13 protein-coding genes are annotated in these 14,615 nt (G+C 68.7%); 8 read left to right on the top strand and 5 right to left on the bottom strand.

Going from position 1 to position 14,615, the window contains the following annotated elements; all coding sequences use genetic code 11:
- The first annotated feature begins 123 nt into the window (after nt 1–123).
- From H4281_RS11810 to H4281_RS11825, 4 genes are read left to right on the top strand one after another with little or no spacing between them, the layout of a single operon-like run.
- The gene (locus tag H4281_RS11810) at nt 124–990 is read left to right on the top strand and encodes a 3-hydroxyacyl-CoA dehydrogenase family protein (RefSeq protein WP_182890938.1); all 867 of its coding nucleotides are present in this window, start codon (nt 124–126) and stop codon (nt 988–990) included.
- Nucleotides 987–1,280: an acyl carrier protein gene (locus H4281_RS11815; protein ID WP_182890939.1), complete on the top strand. Its 294-nt coding sequence runs from the start codon at nt 987–989 to the stop codon at nt 1,278–1,280. The genes H4281_RS11810 and H4281_RS11815 overlap by 4 nt, the downstream gene beginning before the upstream one ends.
- Nucleotides 1,273–2,397, top strand: coding sequence for an acyl-CoA dehydrogenase family protein (locus H4281_RS11820; protein WP_182890940.1), 1,125 nt, complete (start codon nt 1,273–1,275; stop codon nt 2,395–2,397). Before H4281_RS11815 ends, H4281_RS11820 begins: the two co-directional genes overlap by 8 nt.
- Before the next feature lie 14 nt (nt 2,398–2,411).
- On the top strand, nt 2,412–3,476 hold the full coding sequence (locus H4281_RS11825; protein ID WP_182891523.1) for an HAD-IIIC family phosphatase: 1,065 nt from the start codon (nt 2,412–2,414) through the stop codon (nt 3,474–3,476).
- A gap of 306 nt (nt 3,477–3,782) precedes the next feature.
- Here H4281_RS11825 and H4281_RS11830 read toward each other — a convergent pair whose 3' ends face one another.
- The 4 genes from H4281_RS11830 to H4281_RS11845 form a co-directional block, all read right to left on the bottom strand.
- The gene (locus H4281_RS11830) at nt 3,783–4,442 is read right to left on the bottom strand and encodes an O-methyltransferase (RefSeq protein WP_182890941.1); all 660 of its coding nucleotides are present in this window, start codon (nt 4,440–4,442) and stop codon (nt 3,783–3,785) included.
- 29 nt (nt 4,443–4,471) lie between these two features.
- Complete coding sequence (locus tag H4281_RS11835) at nt 4,472–5,257, bottom strand: FkbM family methyltransferase (protein ID WP_312872096.1); 786 nt, start codon at nt 5,255–5,257, stop codon at nt 4,472–4,474.
- 170 nt (nt 5,258–5,427) lie between these two features.
- Nucleotides 5,428–8,508: an AfsR/SARP family transcriptional regulator gene (locus H4281_RS11840; protein ID WP_182890942.1), complete on the bottom strand. Its 3,081-nt coding sequence runs from the start codon at nt 8,506–8,508 to the stop codon at nt 5,428–5,430.
- Between the two features lie 215 nt (nt 8,509–8,723).
- Nucleotides 8,724–9,482, bottom strand: a complete 759-nt coding sequence (locus H4281_RS11845) for a thioesterase II family protein (RefSeq protein WP_182890943.1) — start codon at nt 9,480–9,482, stop codon at nt 8,724–8,726.
- Between the two features lie 378 nt (nt 9,483–9,860).
- On the opposite strand from H4281_RS11845, the gene H4281_RS11850 reads away from it, so the two are divergent.
- Genes H4281_RS11850 through H4281_RS11865 form a run of 4 tightly spaced genes read left to right on the top strand, consistent with a single transcriptional unit; the run spans nt 9,861 to nt 13,156 of the window.
- The gene (locus H4281_RS11850; RefSeq protein WP_182890944.1) at nt 9,861–10,889 is read left to right on the top strand and encodes a class I SAM-dependent methyltransferase; all 1,029 of its coding nucleotides are present in this window, start codon (nt 9,861–9,863) and stop codon (nt 10,887–10,889) included.
- A gap of 13 nt (nt 10,890–10,902) precedes the next feature.
- The gene (locus H4281_RS11855; protein WP_182890945.1) at nt 10,903–11,235 is read left to right on the top strand and encodes a Rieske (2Fe-2S) protein; all 333 of its coding nucleotides are present in this window, start codon (nt 10,903–10,905) and stop codon (nt 11,233–11,235) included.
- Between the two features lie 17 nt (nt 11,236–11,252).
- Nucleotides 11,253–11,849 carry a 3-phenylpropionate/cinnamic acid dioxygenase subunit beta gene (locus H4281_RS11860; protein WP_182890946.1) on the top strand — a complete coding sequence of 199 codons (597 nt, stop codon included), beginning with the start codon at nt 11,253–11,255 and terminating at the stop codon, nt 11,847–11,849.
- 47 nt (nt 11,850–11,896) lie between these two features.
- Nucleotides 11,897–13,156 carry an aromatic ring-hydroxylating oxygenase subunit alpha gene (locus H4281_RS11865; protein ID WP_182890947.1) on the top strand — a complete coding sequence of 420 codons (1,260 nt, stop codon included), beginning with the start codon at nt 11,897–11,899 and terminating at the stop codon, nt 13,154–13,156.
- 238 nt (nt 13,157–13,394) lie between these two features.
- On the opposite strand, the gene H4281_RS11870 is transcribed toward H4281_RS11865, so the two are convergent.
- Nucleotides 13,395–14,564, bottom strand: coding sequence for a glycosyltransferase (locus tag H4281_RS11870; protein WP_220507144.1), 1,170 nt, complete (start codon nt 14,562–14,564; stop codon nt 13,395–13,397).
- Nucleotides 14,565–14,615 lie beyond the last annotated feature (51 nt).

Here is a 14,615-nt window from a genome sequence, read left to right on the forward strand (position 1 = left end):
TGGCTGGTGAACGGTTCCCCGCAACGGATTCCCGCGCACTGGGCGGACCGGCGGCGTCGCCACCGCGGACGGCGTTCCGGAGTCCGGGCATGAGCTGAAAGGTGATTTCCCGATGGAGGTGTCATGTCGAAGGACCACACAGCCCACCGGCTGACCATTTTGGGCGCGGGCGTGATGGGCATAGGGATCACCGCGCTCGCACTCGGGTTCGGCCTTCCGGTCACCTTGGTCGACGTCGACGAGACCACGCTGGCGGCCGCCCGCGAGAAGGTCCGCCAGCAGCTGAAGCTGGCCCGGATCATGGGCACGCTGCCCGACGGCGCCGAACCCGGCGAACTCGTCACGACGGTCTCGCTCGAGGAAGGCGCGGAAGCGACCGTGGTCATCGAGGCGGTGACCGAACTGGCCGAGGTCAAAGCCGCCGCGCTGGCCAAGGTTTCCGCGCTGCTCAGCCCCGGTACCCCGGTGGTGACCAACACGTCGTCGATCCCGGTCGACGAACTGGCGGACTCGGTCGCCCGCCCCGAGGATTTCCTCGGCACCCATTTCATGAACCCGCCCTACCTGATCCCGATGGTCGAGGTGATCCGCGGACGGCGGACCGGGGCCGCGGCGGAGGCGACGCTGAAGTCCGCGCTGCAGGAGCTCGGGCGCACCCCGTTGGTGGTCAACGACAATCCGGGGTTCGTGACCAGCCGGGTGCTGCACCCGATGATCAACGACGCGGTGCGGGTCGTGCAGGAGGGCACCGCGCCGCCGGAAACCGTCGACGCGCTGTTCGAGGGCTGTCTCGGCCATCGCACCGGCCCGCTGCGCACGGCGGACCTGATCGGCCTCGACAACCTCGCCGACTCGCTGCGGGTGCTCTACGAGCGCACCGGCGACGAGGGATGCAAGCCGAACGAACTGCTGCTGCGGAAAGTGCGGGAAGGCGACCTCGGCCGGAAGAGCGGCCGCGGCTTCTACGAGTACGGGGGACAACTTTCATGACCACGACGCCGAACCAGGACCTCGAGCTGACCTCGGCGGCGATCGAGGAGCGGATCCTCGGTTTCCTCGCGGAACGCACCAAGACCAGCTGGGAACCCGAGGCGGACCTCTTCGAATCGGGCACGGTGTCCTCGCTGTTCGCGATGGAACTGGTCGTCTTCCTGGAGGGCGCCTTCGACATCGAGATCGCCGGACCGGACCTCAAACTGGTCAACTTCCGCACCGCGCGCGTCATGGTGGGCCTGGTCGAGCGCCTGCGGGCGGAAGAGGCCGAGGACGGTCGTGGCTGACCGCTCGCTCGAACTCCGCGCCCTCGCCGGCGAACTGATCGGCGACCAGCCCGACGCGTGGGACCGGGCCGGGGCCATTCCGGAAGATCTGGTGCGCAAGCTCGCCGAAGCGGGCGCGCTGTGCGCCGAGGTGCCCGCCCGCTACGGCGGACTGGGGCTGAGCAGTGCGGAAAGCGGCGAGTTCACCGCGTACGTCGGCAGCCGGTGCAGTTCGCTGCGCAGCCTGATGACCTCGCAGGGCATGGCCGCGTGGACGATCCAGCGGCTCGGCGACCGGGGCCAGCGCACGGAATTCCTGCCCCGGCTCACCTCGGGCGCAGTGGCCGCGGTCGGGTTCAGCGAGACCGGAGCAGGCAGCGACCTGTCCACTATGGACACCGAAATCCGCTCGGACGGGGATTCGGTCGTCGTGGACGGGCACAAGGTCTGGGTGACCGCCGCGGACTACGCCGATCTGCTCGTGGTGTTCGGCCGGTACGAGGGCGGGGCCGCGGCCGCGGTGGTGCCCGCCACGACGCCCGGCGTGCACGTCGAGCGCGTTCCGGAACCGATGGGCTGCCGGGCCGCCGGGCACGCGAACATCCGGCTCGACGGGGTCCGGCTCCCGGCCGCGAACCTGCTCGGCGGAGCGGGCCAGTCCACCGCGATGCTGGTCACCACCGCGCTCGCCTACGGCCGCATCTCCGTTGCCTGGGGCTGTGTCGGGATCCTCCGCGCCTGCCTCGCCGAGGTGCGCGGGCACGCGGTTTCCCGCGAACAGTTCGGCAAACCGCTCGGAGAGCACCAGCTCGTCGCCCGGCACGTGGCCGAACTGCTGGTGGCCGAGCAATCCGCGACCCGCGCGTGCGAACACGCCAGCCGCCGCTGGGACGAACGTTCTCCGGAAATGGTGCTGGCCACGGTGCTGGCCAAATACGTGAGTTCCCGGCAGGCGGCCGACGGCGCGGCCTCGGCGGTCCAGGTGCTGGCTTCGGCGGGCGCGCGGGACAGCCATCCGGTCGCGCGCGCGTACCGGGACGCGAAGCTGATGGAAATCATCGAAGGCAGCAACGAAATCTGCCAGCTGATCCTGTCCGAGCACGTGCTCGCTGGCGCGAAACAGGAGGAAGACCGGTGAGCGACAAGGTTTCGATGGTGAAATGCCTCGTCTGGGACCTGGACAACACGCTGTGGCAAGGCACCCTGCTCGAAGACGGCGAGGTGCGCCTGTCCGACGAGATCCGGAAGACGATCGTCGAACTGGACGCGCGCGGCATCCTGCAGGCGGTGGCGAGCAAGAACGACCACGAGCCGGCCTGGCAGCGCCTGGAGGAACTGGGTGTGGCCGAGTACTTCGTGCTGGCCCGGATCGGCTGGGGCCCGAAATCGGCTTCGGTGCGGGCGATCGCCGACGAACTCAACTTCGCGCACAAAACGATCGCCTTCATCGACGACCAGCCCGCGGAACGCGCCGAGGTGCAGTTCCATTTGCCGGAGGTGCGTTGTTACGAGGCGGAAGCGGCGGCCGGGTTGCCGGGTCTTCCGGAGTTCACCCCGCGAGCCCGGACGATCGATTCGGGCAAACGGCGGCAGATGTACCAGGCCGGGTTTCGCCGGGAGGCGGAACGGGCTGATTTCGCCGGGCCGGATGAGGAGTTCCTGCGGTCGCTCGAGCTGGAGATGCGGATTTTCCCGGCGACCGAGGCCGAGTTGAGCCGGGTCGAGGAACTTACGCTGCGGACCAGCCAGATGAATGCCACCGGGGTGCATTACTCCGACGAGACGTTGCGGGGGTTGCTGGCGGATCCGGGGCATGAGGTGCTGGTTGTCACCATGGACGATCGGTTCGGGACGCATGGGGCGGTCGGGGTCGTGCTGGTGGAGCGGCTTGCTCGGGTTTGGCACTTGAAGCTGCTGGCTACCTCGTGCCGGGTGGTTTCGTTCGGGGCTGGTGCGGTGATTCTCAACTGGCTCGTGGATCAGGCTGCTCGGGCCGGAGTGCATGTGGTGGCTGATTTCCGGCGGACTGAGCGGAATCGGATCATGGAGATCGCTTATCGGTTCGCTGGGTTCGCCGAGTCCGGGTGTGCTTGTCTCGCGGGGGCCGCGGCCGGTGGGATTGAGCGGTTGCATTTGGCGGCTGAGCGGCGGGAAGGGTCTGGGGTGGTGAAGTTGATCGCTCCGGAGCTTGGGGTTGGTCTTGGGTTGGTGAAGTAGTTCGGCTCGTCGCCTGGCGGCGACATCGGCCCGGTCTTGGGTTGCGTGGGGCACCCCGAAGGTTGATTGTGCTGACGGTTCGGGGGTGCTTGTCAAGGCGGGAAAGATGCCTTGACAAGCACCCCCGAACCGCAGGGCGGCTTTGTATCGGGGTGCGGGGGAGGGGCTGGGTGCCTCGCTGGTTGGGTGCGTCGGCTGCGGTGTCGTAGGTGGCTGGGGCTAGCGCCCCAATGTGGCATTGGGTGCGTCAGATGCACCCAATGTGGCGTTCGGTGCGTGGGACGCACCCAATGCCACATTGGGGCGTCAGAAAGTCTTGCGGCGGGCCAGGGTTACGCCGTCGGACAGGGGGAGTACGCAGATGTCCATGCGGTCGTCTTCTCGGATCAGGTGATTTGCTTCCCTGATGCCGTTGGTGTCCGGGTCGGTCGCGGACGGGTCGATTACCCTGCCCAGGAAAAGGGTGTTGTCCAGGACGATCAGTCCGCCTGGGCGGAGCAGGTCCGCGGATTTTTCGTAGTATTTCGGGTAGTTGGCCTTGTCCGCGTCGATGAAGACCAGGTCGAAGGGGTCTTCCGCGGCCAGTTCGTCCAGGGTCGTGCCCGCGTCGCCGATGCGGGGTTCGATGCGGTCGGCGACGCCGGCCCGGGTCCAGTAGGGTTTCGCGAACTTGACCCATTTCGGGTTGAGGTCGCAGGTGACCAGGCGGCCGTTCGCGGGGAGTGCGCGGGCCATGGACAGGGTGCTGTAACCGGTGAAGGTGCCGATTTCCAGGATCCGTTCGGCACCGGTCAGAAGCACCAGCAGGGCCAGGAAACGGGCTTCTTCCGGAAGTACCTGCATCGCGGTTCCGCCGGGGAGTTCGGCGGTTTCGGTGCGCAGTTCGGCTAGCAGGGTGTCTTCGGGGCCCGAAATTCGCCGGACGTAGTCGAGGAGTTCTTCGGTAGCCGTGATTTGCGTGGCCAAGGGAGTCTGCCTATCCGGGAGAGAGGGGGCTAGGGACGATGCGCCCGGACGATGTGGACGCTCGATCCTTTGTAGAGGTCCTGTTGCAGCTGCTCGGTCCGGTAACCCTTCGCGCTTAGCAGGCTCACTACCTCGTTCAGCCTGCCGTCGAGGTCGTGCACCTCCACCGAAACGGTGCGGATCCGGGGCCAGTTCGCCTCGCCGATTCCCCGCAGCACCGCCAGTTCGGCCCGTTCGACGTCGATCTTGAGGAGGTCGACGGTGTCCAAGTCGTGGTCGGCGAACAGCTGCGCGATCGTGGTGACGGGGACTGGATAACGTTCCGCTGCGCGGCGCAGTTCCGAGCAATAGGCTTCCGATTGTGCCGGATCGGCTCCGACGTTCTCGAAGACGGCCGAGATGTTGCGCTGGTCGTCTTCCTCGTCGACCTCGATCGTCGCGATGGTTTCGTTGGCCGGATAGTAAGTCAGCTCAACGGTTCCGGACCGGTCGGCGACAGCCGTTCGCAATGCGGTGCCACCGGGGAGGTGGGCGGCGAAATTGCGGGACAGGCAATCGAACGTGGCGCTGGCCGGTTCGCAGGCGAGCACCCGCGCGTTCGCGAGACCGCTCGCGGTATGCAACGAAAACAGCCCGAAATGCGCGCCTACGTCGATGATCGTCGCGTCGTCCGGCAGCTTCTCCTGCTCGCGCAGATAGACGCTGGTGGACATCTCGTGCCAGATCAGTTCCGCGTTGCGTTCGTTGGTGCAGAAGATCACGCGGCCGTCCGGCAGGGTGAACTCCGCTGGGGAAAGACTTTGTCCGGTCGTCACGATGCTCAGTGCACCTTTCGAAACGCGCGCTTTCCGGCGCGGGCCAAGGGGATCGCGGCATTGCCGCACTGCGCGGCCGACGTCGGAATGCGGATCGGCGCGGCAAGCCTTTCCCGCACTGTAGCCGAAGACCGGCGTTTGCGACCGCGTTCTTGCGTCCCCGGGCGGGATCAGGAGAACGTCTGCGGCACGGTGCCGCCCGAGTGCTGAAGGAGAATCCCTCTGGCGAGGCCTTCGTGGTAGCGGTAACCGCTGTCGCGGGCCCCGGTGAGGGCGAATCTCGCGTGGCTGAACGCGGTCCTGGGCCGTGCGGCCTCGCCGTGCGCCCTGGCGAGCCCGAGAAGGGCTTCCAGCATGCCGTACCGGTGCACCGTGCCCCCGGTCGAATGTTCCAGCGCGTTTTCGTACGCCTGCACCGCTTCGTTGAACTCGCCCCGCCGGAGCCGGACGGTTCCCACGACGTTCCACGCGTTGGCCGTCGTCCGCGGATTGCCCAGTTTCGCGGCGGAGGCGAGGGCTCGCTCGCCGATCGCCGCGGCCTTGGCCGGGTCGCCCGCCGCCAGCAGTGCGATCGCCAGCTGGCCAAGGCTTTCCACGTGGTGGTGCCGGGTTCCGGACGCCTTCGCCCGGTCCACGGCTTCGAGAAGGTACTCCGCCGCGGGACCGGGTTGTCCCAGGGCGAGGCGCGAATGCCCGAGCAGGAGCAGGGATTCGACCAGTTCGATCGTCGCCCCGATCCGCTCGGCCAGTTTTCGCGCGGAGCTCAGCAACGGCTGGACGCTGGCGAACTCGCCGTGCAGCAGCTGCACGTAACCCAAGCCCAGCAACGCTTTCAGCCGCACGATCGGCGGCACCTGCCTGCCCTTGGCCGGTTCGGCGACCTGGCGGAAGCGTTCCCGCGCGGCGTCGAGTTCGTCGAGGTCGAGCCGGATGCCGCCGTCGAGCACGAGCACCATCGGCCGTCCGGGCGTGTCCGCCTTGGCCTCGTCCAGTGCCTCGGCGAGGTACCGATCCGCCTTCGCCAGGTCGCCGGCCAGCTGGCATTCGCGGATCAGCGGGATCAGCATGGCGGTCTCGGCGGACGCGTCGCCCGCCTCGCGCGCGGCGCGCAGGCCGGTCGCCGCCGCGGCGAGCAGGTCCACCTGGTGGCCGTTGACGCTGAGGTAGGAATCCAGGATTTCGGTGAGCTGCCAGGCCACCTCGCGCGGACCGTGTTCGGCGCAGTGCTCGACCAGCGCGATCAGCGCGGCCCGTTCGGCGTCGAGCCAGCGCAGTGCGTCCGCGCGGCTGATGCCGTCCGGTGTCGTCCGAGCGGGCGGCTGCGCCCGGGTGTAGCGGGGGAGTTCGCCGTACAGCGTCCGGACCGCCAGTTCGGCGGTGCGCAGATGCCAGTCGCGCAGCCGCGCCCGCGCCCGTTCCAGGTACTCGGGGTCGTCGTCGGACTCCCCGCACTGGGCCGCGTACTCCCGCAGCAGGTCGTGCATGTGGTACCGCTCGCCGGGCAGCCGGTGCAGGAGGCTCGCCTCGGCCAGTTGCTCCAGCGTGCGCATGGCGTCGGCCCGCGGAAGCTCGGCGAGAACGGCGGCGGCGTCGGCGGCGAAATCGGCGCCAGGGGCAAGCGCGAGCAGCCGGAACATCGTCTGGACCTCGGGTTTCAGCCCCGCGTAGGAAAGACCGAACGCCTGGTGGACCGCGATGTCCTCTTCGGTCTCCACGGTCAGCGCGTGGGCCCAGTAGCCCTCCTCGAAGGACCGGTTGTAGGCGTTGATGTCCGGACGCGGCCTGCCCGCGAGATTGCCGCCCGCGATCCGCAGCGCCAGCGGCAGATGCCCGCACAGATCGGCCAGCCGCGCGATCGCGTCCCGTTGCTCGTGCGCGACCTGCTCGCCGAGCAGCGTGCCGAGCAGGGCCACCGAGGCCTCCCGCTCGAACAGGTCGAGCCGGACCAGATGGGCCCCGTCGAGCGCGACGAGGCTGCGAAGCTCGCTGCGGCTGGTCACCAGCACGGCGCAGCCCGCGTCCCCCGGGATCAGCGGCCGGATCTGTGCGGCGGAGGCGGCGTTGTCGAGCATGACCAGCACCCGTTTGCCCGCCAGCAGCGCGCGGTACGCGGTGACCTGCTCTTCCTCCTCCACCGGGGTGCGTTCGGCGGGCAGGCCGAGCGCGCGCATCAGCCGGGCGAGCACGGACGGCGTCGAGAGCGCGGGCTTGTCCGAGTAGCCGCGCAGATCGACGTAGAGCTGGCCGTCCGGGAACCGGGAACGCAGCTGGTGCGCCAGCCGGACGGCCAGCGCGGTCTTGCCGACCCCGGGCGGCCCGGACACGGTCACGACGGGCACAGAGCCGTCGCCGGCGGTCTCCAGCAGGCCGCCGATCCGTTGAAGCTCGGCGGTGCGCCCGACGAACACCTCCAGTGCGGGCGGCAGCTGGGACACGCCGGGCGCGGAGGCGGGTCGCGGCGGCCGGGGCGCCCGGACGGCTTCCACCGCGGGCGCTTTGAGGTCGAGGTCGTCGTTCAGGATGGCGTGGAAGAGGTTCTGCAGTTCTGGGCCCGGCTCGGTACCCAGGTTTTCGGCGAGCGCGTCGACGATCGTCCGGTACGCGCTGAGCGCCTCCGCCTGCCGCCCGACCCCGTGCAGGGCGAGCATGAGCTGATGCCAGAGCTGCTCGCGCAACGGGTACTCGGCGGTCAGCCTGCGGAGATGGCTCACGACGTCCTGATGCTCGCCGAGGCGGAGCTTCGCTTCGGCCCGCTCGCATTCGGCTCGCAGCCGTGCTTCCACCAGCTGCGGCGTCTCGGAGCGGCGCAGCGAATCCGACGGCACGTTCAGCAGCGGCTCGTCCCGCCACAGCGCCAGCGCCTCGTCCCAGAGCTGGACGGCACGGGCTAGTTCGCCGTCCGCCGCCTGCCTGCCCGCCCGGACGGTGAGGTCGCGGAAGCGGTACAGGTCGAGCGCGTCGTCCGGGACCTCGAGCAGATACCCGGTCGGCGTGGTCCGGATGATCTCCGAACGCCCGAGCAGCCTGCGCAATCGCATGATGTATACGCGCAATGCGGTGGTCGGCTGGGCGGGCACGCTCGCGCCCCACACGATTTCGGTGAGTTCGCCCAGCGTCACGACCTTGTTCGCGCGCAACAGCAAAGCCGCGAGAACGACCCGCTGGGTCGGTGCGTTGACCGGCACCGGCGTACCGTGCGCACGCAATTCCAGCGGCCCCAGTACGCCGAACTCGTAAGGTGGATGACTCACCGGTTCCTCCACTAGTCCGACAAGGGCCAACTCTACCCGGCCGCGCACGGTGGATGTCCGAATTGTGAGACTAGTCAGAGCATGCGGCTTTCAGGGGCCGCCGAAGGTCGGGTGAGCCGGGCTTCCGCAAGCCGATCCGGGCCACTACGATTCGGACGTCCGGCCGCAATCGGCTGTGCGACCGCCGGATTTCCGCGGTTGCACAGGCAAGCCGCTCAGCGCGCGACCGCCGCGGTCCGGTTCCGGATGTGCGCGGTGATCTCCTTCTGGTGGTGGGCAAGGAAAAAGTGCCCGCCCGCGAACACCGTGAGGTCGAAACCGCCGGTCGTGTGCTCCTGCCAGGCCCGCGCCTCCGCGATCGTGGTCTTCGGGTCGTCGTCCCCGGTCAGCACGTCGATCGGACAGCGCACCGCCGCTGCGGGCTCGGCCCGGTAGGTCTCGACCGCCTGGTAGTCGCCCCGGATGGCGGGCAGGCTCATCCGGAGGATCTCCTCGTCGCCGAGCAGCCGGGCGTCGGTTCCGCTCATCAGCTTCAGTTCGGCGAGGATGCCCTCGTCGTCGCGCAGGTGCACGGATTCGTCGCGGCTGGTCGACGGGGCGCGCCTGCCGGAGGCGAACAGCCGCACCGGGCTGAACGCGTGCTCGCGTTCCAGCCGCAGCGCGGTCTCGAACGCGAGCACGGCTCCCATGCTGTGCCCGAAGAACGCCACCGGCCGGTCCAGCCACGGCCGGAGGACCTCGGCGGTCTCGTCGGCGAGCCTGCCGAGGTCGGCGATCACCGGCTCGTGGCGGCGGTCCTGTCTTCCGGGGTACTGGAGGTTCAGCACGTCCAGGTCGCCGGACAGCGCTTTCGACATCGGGAAGTAGAAACTCGCCGACCCGCCCGCGTGGGGAAAGCAGACCAGCCGCGCGGGCGCGTCCGGAGCCGGATGGAAGCGCCGGACCCAGGAGGTGCTTTCGGTGATTTCCGACATGGGGGAAGAATCCTTTCTCCGGCACGGCATCCGGCGGCCGGAACGCGCGCCGGACCCTGCCGGTCACGGTATCCAGAACCGGGCGCCCGACCAATCCGGTCCGAACACCGGACCGGATCCCGCGCGCGAACGCAGTCGATCAGCTGGCTTTTCCGCGGGAATGCGACAGGATGCGGCCGGAAAGTCCGCCGGGGCCACAGGAATAGCCCGTTCCGGGTCTCGGTCGCACACCGGCGGGCGGGCCCTACTCAACTCCCCGCGGTTCGAGTACGTTGATCCACAGCGAGGTCCGGGAAGAAACCCGGCCGCTCCGCGCCCCTCGGGGAAAACACGCACCTTCCCGCCTTTCCCGTGCGGCGGAGCACCTGCAATAACGGAATGGACCGGCGTCGCGACGCAGAATCGGACAAGGGGGAACTGGCGGTGGCCCAGACGAAGCGAATCGACCCTGGTGCGCGGAACCTGAACGAACTGTCGAAGCCGACGGAACGGCTGCACGTGGCCGGAGCGGGCGACGACTACAACGAGCAGGAAGCGGAGCAGACCAAGGCCGCGATCTCCTCGGTGTACGACATGATCGCCGCCACCTGGAATCTCGGCGATCTGTGGAACTGGGGTTTCCACGACGCGAAACTCGAGGCGCAGGTGGAGGAAATCCTTCCCGGGTTCACCAGCTTCGGCAGCGACGGTTTCTCCGAACTGCTCTACTTCCACACCCTGACCCAGATTCCGCTGGGCCTGGACGCTTATCGCGACAAACGCGTGCTCGAGGTCGGCTGCGGCATCGGAGCCGGGCTCAACTTCCTTTCCCGGGTCACCGGAGCCGCGCAACTGTCCGGAGTGGACATTTCCAAGGCGGCGATCGCGCGGGCGAACGGCCGCTACTCGCGCGGCGAGCAGCTCACCTACACCGTCGGCGACGCCGAGAACCTTCCGTTCGAGGACGGCGCCTTCGACGTCGTCGTCAACGTGGAGAGCTCGCACAGCTATCCGTCGCTCGGCCGGTTCTTCGACGAGGTCGCGCGCGTGCTCAAACCGGGCGGCTACCTCTCGCTCGTCGACGCGCTCACCGACCACCGGGCGGACACCTTCGCGAAGGCGATGCCCGGCTGCCCGCGGCTGGAATGGCTGGCGGAGAACGACATCTCGCCGCAGGTCAAGGCAGCGGTCCGGAAACGGATGGCTCCCGACAGCTTCGTGCGCAGGACCTTCGCGCAGCAGCGGATGTCGCCGGTGAAGCGGACGATCGCCCAGCACGGCCTGCTCACCGCGCTCGGTGCCCCGTTCACCGGCGACGCCAGCATGTCGCCGGTGGCGAAGTGGTCCCGGAAGAAGACCGGGCTCGGCGTATCCGACAAGGCCCCGGTGCGCAGCTACCGGCACTACCTGGCGACCCGCGTTTCCTGAGGGCGTCCCGGAAATGACGAAGCGTTCGACGGACACCGCGCCGTTCCCGGTGTGTCCCGACGACGAGCTCGTGCTGAACGAGCCGCGGGCGGCGGAGACGCCGTGGGGACCGGTGGCGGTGGTCCGCACCGGCACCGGCGTCTACGCCGTGACCGACCGGTGCTCGCACGCCGACGTGGAACTGTCGGACGGGTTCGTGGAGGGCGACACGCTGGAGTGCCCGGCGCATTTCTCCCGGTTCTGCCTGCGCACCGGCGACGCGCTCACCCTGCCCGCGGCCGAACCCGTCGACACCTGGACGGTCACGGTCCTCGACGGGGTGATCTCCGTGGCCCCGCGCCCCTGAACCTGAGGAGGTTTCGCATGACCGCATTCACCGGGCCCGTCGTTTCGTCCCAGGCGTACCGGCCCCGGCCGGCCGACGCGCCGCCGGTCCGGCCGCCGCGCCGGGTCCCGCACGAACTGCTGTACGAGATCGAGCAGTTCCTGTATTTCGAAGCGCGGCTGCTGGACGAAGCCCGGTACAACGACTGGTTCGACCTGATCGCCGACGACGTGCATTACTTCATGCCGCTGCGGCGCAACCGGCTGCACCGCGATCTGCTGTCCGAAGCGACCGGCGTCGACGAGTTCAACCACTACGACGAAAACAAGACCACGTTGGCGGTGCGCGTGAAGCGCATGCAACAGCCCACCGCGTGGTCGGACAATCCGCCTGCTCGCACCGTACGGGCACTGAGCAATATCACCGCCGAACCCACTGACACCGAAGGCGAATACCTCGTCCGCAGCGTCTTCCACGTCTACCGCAACCGGCTCGCCGACGACGCCGTGACGTTCTCCGGACGGCGGACCGACACGCTGCGCGCTCACCCCGACCTGAGTTTCCAGCTCGTCAACCGCACCATCCATCTCGCCGAAAGCGTGGTGCAGGCCAACAACCTCGGCCTGTTCTTCTGACCGCGCGAATCCATCCGAACCTCGACCCGCGACGGGAGCCCGCGAAGATGTACGCCGATCTGATCGACTTCGACACCACCGGAAAAGTCTCGGCGGACATCTTCCATTCCGAGGAAACATACCGCAGAGAGCTGAGCACGGTGTTCGCGCGCTCCTGGCTCTTCCTGGCCCACGAATCGCAATTGCGTGCGCCGGGGGATTTCGTGACCGCGCTGATGGGCGAGGACCCGGTCATCGTGTCGCGCCAGCGCGACGGCGGCATCCGGGCGGTGCTCAACGTGTGCCGGCACCGCGGGATGCGCGTGTGCCGGCAGGATTCCGGCAATACCAAGCGATTCACCTGCTCCTTCCACGGCTGGACCTACGACACCGCGGGCGAACTGGTCAAGGTGCCCCGCGAAACCGAGGGCTACCACGACCGGCTGGACAAGAAGGGCTGGTCGCTGACGCCGGTCACCCGCGTCGAGTCCTACCGCGGCATGGTCTTCGGCACCTGGGACCCGGACGCCCCGGCGCTGATCGACTACCTCGAAACCGCCCGCCCCGCCCTGGATTCGTTCATCGACACCCTCGGCTCGGACATCGAATTGGCCGGCCCGATGAAATGGCGGATCCGGGGCAACTGGAAAATGCCCGCCGAGGGACTCGGCACCGACGGCTACCACGCGGAAACCACGCACGCGTCGGCGTTGCAGGCCATCGGAGGAATGGCCGAACCGAGCCGCATCTTCCAGTACTCCAGCGCGGCGGGGCACGCCGCGGCGATGACCGATCTCGGCGTAACTCAGCGGATGCACGAGAAAGCGGGCGTGGGCCCGTCCCCGCACGGCACGAACGACACGGTCACGGTCGCGCACGCCACGGTGTTCCCCAATTTCTCGTTCATCGGCTACTCCGGTCCGCTGCGGGTGTGGCAGCCGCGCGGGCCGGAGGAAATGGAAGTCTGGGGCTGGGTGGCCGTCCCGGCAGGCCTCGACGCGGAGACCCGGCGGCAGAAACTCCGCGGCGTCACGGTCTCGTTCTCCTCGTCGGGCGTCTTCGAATGCGACGACAGCGAGAACTGGTCGGAGATCGCCGCGGTGGGCCGGGGTTTCGTCGCCCGCAGCACCCCGCTGAACTACCAGATGGGCATGGGCTTCGACGATCCGGCGGGCACCGACCTGCCGGGCTTCGACGTGCGCACCGGGCATTTGTTCAACGACATCGGCGCCCGCGGCTTCTACACCCGCTGGGCGGAGCTCATGGACGGGCCGGAACTGGCTCTCACGCCGTCCGCGCCGCCGCCGGGAGCCAACGGCCGGGGCTAGCGTGCTGTCCGGGCCGGAGCCACCTCCCGTGGCGGCTCCGGCCCGAAACCCTTACCCCGCAGCGAACCGAGCCAACCCCGCCGCGACTTCCTCCGGCGAGGGCATCTGTGCGATCTCCGCCGCGGTGAGATAACCGTCGTCGGCCAGCAGCTCTCCGGCAGCTGCACGGGTTCATCGTGCAGCGGCCGCCGGGAGCCAAGCCGGAGCTACCCCCTGTGGCGGCTCCGGCCCGAAACCCTTACCCCGCAGCGAACCGAGCCAACCCCGCCGCGACTTCCTCCGGCGAAGGCATCTGTGCGATCTCCGCCGCCATCTTCTCCGCCGCAGCCAGATAACCGGCATCGGCCAGCAGTTCCCCGGCCTTCTCCCGCACTGCGTCCGCCGTCAGCTCATCAGGCAACAGCCGCAGCCCGGCCCCAGTGGAGAGCACGGCGTCCCCGCTGCCGAACGGATCGTTGTCCCACGGCAGGCACAGCTGCGGCACCCCGGCGGCCAGCGAACCGAGAGTCGTGCCGCTCCCGCCGTGGTGCGCCGCCAGGTCCAACTCCGGGAACAGCTTCGCCTGCGGCACCCAGCTTTCGAGCCGGACGCGCGGCGGGAGCTTCCCGAATTCGCTGACGTCGAGCGAGCGGCCGCTGGAGACGAGCACGTCCACGTCCAGCGCGGCCAACCCGTCGACGGCCCGCCGCAGCGCGCCTACCGAGCCGCTGCCGGACGTGCCGAGGGTCAGGTAGGCCAGCGGCCTTCCGCGATCGCGGGTGCGCACCCATTCCGGCAGGTCGCTGTCGTCGGAGAACGGCACCGGGCGCAGCGGGAACCGCCGTCCGCTGTCCAGCAATTCCTGGTCCTGCATCGAATCCGGGTACAGGTCGAGATACGGATTGCCCATGCCCATCAACCGTCCGGAAGGGACCGCGACCCCGAGTTCGCCGGCCAGCCCGCGGACCTTGTCCTCGATCGCCAGGGTGAACTCGTCCGGGCTTTCCCGGCCGATTCCGTGGCACACCGCGGGAATCCCGGCCACCGCGGCGGCGAGCGCGGCGCCGTAGCTGCTCACGTCGTGCACGACGAGCTCCGGCCGGACCCGCTCGATCACCTCGGCGAGCTGGCCCGCGGACCGCTTCGGGATCAGCCTGCCGAAGACGAGGGACGACAGCTCGCGGAGCTCGTCCGGACCGAGACCGTCCGGACTTTCCTTGCCGAAGCCGGTTCTCAAGCCCTCCTGATACGCCTCGGTCACCGGCACGCCGGATTCCTCGTGCCGGAAACCGAGCGCGGCCAAGGCATCTCGGAACTGTCCGCTGGTGGTGAAAGCGATCTCGTGTCCGCTGTCGCGCGCGGCGACGGCGAGCGGCAGCAACGGATAGGTGTGCCCTGGACTGCCGAGACTGCAGAAGAGAATTCGCACGCGCGTGAGCCTTTCGCCATCGGATCGGGAGAAAATCAATTGACGTGATGA

Origin of the sequence: Amycolatopsis dendrobii (assembly GCF_014145675.1) — a bacterium.
Taxonomy (GTDB): Bacteria; Actinomycetota; Actinomycetes; order Mycobacteriales; family Pseudonocardiaceae; genus Amycolatopsis; species Amycolatopsis dendrobii.